Genomic DNA, 3,044 nt, shown 5'->3' with positions numbered 1-3,044 from the left:
GACGGGCTGGAGGCGCTGGAAGCTGCCAAGCGCCAGTTCGCCCAGCAGATCAGCGCGCAGATGGCGCAGGTCGTGGCCGAATTCCAGGACCAGCTCGGCGGCCTCGAAACCCGCATGGCCGACTCTCTCGTGCAGACCGCCCTGAAGCTGGCCCGCCAGGTCGTGCGCAGCGAACTGGAACAGCGGCCGGACTGCGTGGTCCAGGTCGCGCAGCAAGCCGTGGCCGCGGTCATGGTCACCGCCAAGCACCTGGTGCTGCGGCTGCACCCCGAAGACGTGGTGCTGGTCGAAATGGGCGCTGCCGACACGCTGCGCACGCGCGACGTGATGGTGATCGCCGACCCGCAGGTTGCCCGTGGCGGCTGCATCGTCGAGTCCGACCTGGGCCGCGTGGACGCGCGCATCGAAAGCCGCTGGGCGCAGGCCGCTGCGGTGTTTGCCGTGCCGCTGGCCTGGCAAGGCGGCGCAGCCGCCGAGGCCGAGCCGCTTGAACCCGAACCCGAAACAGACGCCTGATGCTCACCACCCGCCCCGAGCGCTGGCAGCGCTTCCTGCAGGACATCCAGAACTACGCCTCCTTGCCGCAGCCGCTGGAAATGCAGGGCTCGCTGGTGCGCGTGACCGGCCTGGTGCTGGAAGCCGCCGGCGTGCGTGCGCCGGTCGGCGCCGTCTGCTCGGTGGGCGTGCCCGGCGAGTCGCCGGTCACTGCCGAAGTGGTCGGCTTCCATGGCGACCGCGCCTACCTGATGCCCACCGGCGAGCTGCATGGCCTGGCCAGTGGCGCCCAGGTGGTGCCGCTGCCGGTGCCGCAGATTCCCCCTCGCCTGGGCGTGGAAAACCATCCCTGGCGGCGCAGCGAAGACCGTGGCCTGCACCTGCCGATGGGCGAAGGCCTGCTGGGCCGCGTGGTCGATGCCCATGGCCACCCGATGGACCGCGGCGGCCCGTTGCAGGACGTGCTCAACGAACCGATGGTGCGCCGCCCGATCAATGCGATGGACCGCGACCCGGTGCGCCAGCCGCTGGACACCGGTGTGCGCGCGATCAACTCGCTGCTCACCGTGGGCCGCGGCCAGCGCATCGGCCTGTTTGCTGGCACCGGCGTGGGCAAATCGGTGCTGCTGGGCATGATGGCCCGCTACACCGCGGCCGACGTGATCGTTGTCGGGCTGATCGGCGAGCGGGGTCGTGAAGTCAAGGAATTCATCGAAGACATCCTGGGTGACGAAGGCCTCCAGCGCGCGGTCGTCGTCGCCGCGCCGGCCGACGCCCCGCCGCTGGTGCGCATGCAGGGCGCCAGCTATGCCACCGCGGTGGCCGAGCATTTCCGCGACAAGGGCCAGCACGTGCTGCTGCTGATGGACTCGCTGACCCGCTACGCGATGGCGCAGCGCGAGATCGGCCTGGCCATCGGCGAGCCGCCGGCCACCAAGGGCTATCCGCCAAGCTGTTTCGCCAAGCTGCCGCAGCTGGTTGAACGCTCTGGCAATGGCCTCAACGGCGTGGGCTCCATCACCGCCTTCTACACCGTGCTGACCGAAGGCGACGACCCGCAGGACCCGATTGCCGACGCGGCCCGAGGCATCCTGGACGGGCACATCGTGCTGTCGCGCGAGCTCGCCGAAAGCGGCCATTTCCCGGCCATCGACGTGGAGAAATCCATCTCCCGCGTGATGACCGCGGTGGCGCCGCGCGATCACCTGGAGGGCGCCCGCCGTGCCCGCCAGTGGATGGCCAAGTTCAACAAGGCGCGCGACCTGATCCAGCTCGGCGCTTACGTGCCCGGCGCCGATCCCGAGCTGGACGCTGCCGTCAAGGTGCACCCGCAGCTGGTGGCGCTGCTGCAGCAAGGCATGCAGGAGCGCGCCCCGCTGGAAGCCAGCCGCCGCGCGCTGCTGCGCCTGAACCCTGCTGGCCAGCCCCAGAACCAGGCGGGCGGCTGAGTGCTGCCTGGCTGAATCCCACAAGAAGGCATTGTTGAAGGTGTTGTTCCTCGCAGTGCAGGCCGGCCTTTCGGCGCAAGCTGCTGCTTCGTCCCGGCTGTTGTTGCAGTGTCCGTAGCCCTCGTCGCAGTCCTTCTTCAGGAATCGCCCAATGAACCGCATGGAACTTCTTCGCACGCTGCTGGAACGCGAACAGCGCCGCCGTGACGACGCGATCGCCGAATGGCGCGAAACCGAGCGCATGGCCGAAGCCGCGCGTGAACAGGCCGATTCGCTGGTGACCTACCGCGGCGAATACCGCAAGCGCTGGGCTGCGCAGTTCGCCAAGGGCGGCGCCATTGAGCTGGTGCGCTGCTACCACGGCTTTGTCGGCCGGCTGGACCAGGCGATTGCCTCGCAGCAAGGCGTGGTCATGCAGGCCGACCAGCGGGTGCGCGCCGCACACCAGCGCGTGCAGCAGCGCGAGCTGAAGGTCGCCACCGTGCGCCGGCTGATCGAGCGCCGCCAGCACAGCCTGCTGCAGGACGAGCGCAAGCGCGAGCAGAAGCAGGCCGACGAGGCCAACCAGCGCCGTGCCTGGGCCTCGCGCCAGTCCATGGCCGGTGCGGCAGCCTGAACGTCCCGAACCCGAATCCGTCTTCTTGAATTTCCCGCAGGAGTACACGCATGCCTTTGGACACCCCTCTGGAGCCCGTGGCACCGGTCAAGCCGGTGTCGTCGCGCGTGGCGCAGCGCGCGCCGCAGCGCCAGGATGCCGGCAGCCACGGCAGCTTCGCCGACATGCTGCGTGGCCAGGGCGCCAAGAGCCTGAAGGCCGCACCTGACACCGACCAGGCGCCGACCACCGACAGCGCGCCGAAAGCCGATCGCAAGTCCGACGCGGACCAGGCCGAGGCCAGCGGCGATACCGAGGCCGCCGACAAGGGCGATGCCAAGGACGAAACCGCCGACGCGCCGAAGAAAACCGCGCTCAGCGCCGAGGACCTGCCAGCCCAGCCCAGCACCTTGCAGCTGGTGGCCAAGCGCGAAGACCTGGGCGGTGCCTCGCGCGGCCTGGACGCACTGAAAGGCCGCGGCCATGCCGGCGGTGCAGGGGCCCGA

The 3,044-nt window shown here is 69.9% G+C and carries 4 protein-coding genes; all 4 read left to right on the top strand.

All coding sequences use genetic code 11. From position 1 onward, the window contains the following. A partial coding sequence (locus tag FKP22_RS25700) for a flagellar assembly protein FliH (RefSeq protein WP_211361586.1) occupies positions 1-516 on the top strand: 516 nt, incomplete at its 5' end. Beyond that, positions 516-1,943: a flagellar protein export ATPase FliI gene (fliI, locus tag FKP22_RS25695; RefSeq protein WP_141290616.1), complete on the top strand. Its 1,428-nt coding sequence runs from the start codon at positions 516-518 to the stop codon at positions 1,941-1,943. The genes FKP22_RS25700 and fliI, both read left to right, overlap by 1 nt. A gap of 151 nt (positions 1,944-2,094) precedes the next feature. Further along, positions 2,095-2,559 carry a flagellar export protein FliJ gene (locus tag FKP22_RS25690; protein WP_141290614.1) on the top strand — a complete coding sequence of 155 codons (465 nt, stop codon included), beginning with the start codon at positions 2,095-2,097 and terminating at the stop codon, positions 2,557-2,559. A gap of 50 nt (positions 2,560-2,609) precedes the next feature. Next, on the top strand, positions 2,610-3,044 hold a 435-nt coding region (locus tag FKP22_RS25685), incomplete at its 3' end, for a hypothetical protein (RefSeq protein ID WP_211361585.1).

Origin of the sequence: Ideonella azotifigens (assembly GCF_006519715.1) — a bacterium.
GTDB classification, from domain to species: domain Bacteria; phylum Pseudomonadota; class Gammaproteobacteria; order Burkholderiales; family Burkholderiaceae_C; genus Ideonella; species Ideonella azotifigens.
The sequence above is the reverse complement of the archived record's forward strand: the minus strand, read 5'-3'. Positions and strand labels throughout refer to the sequence as shown.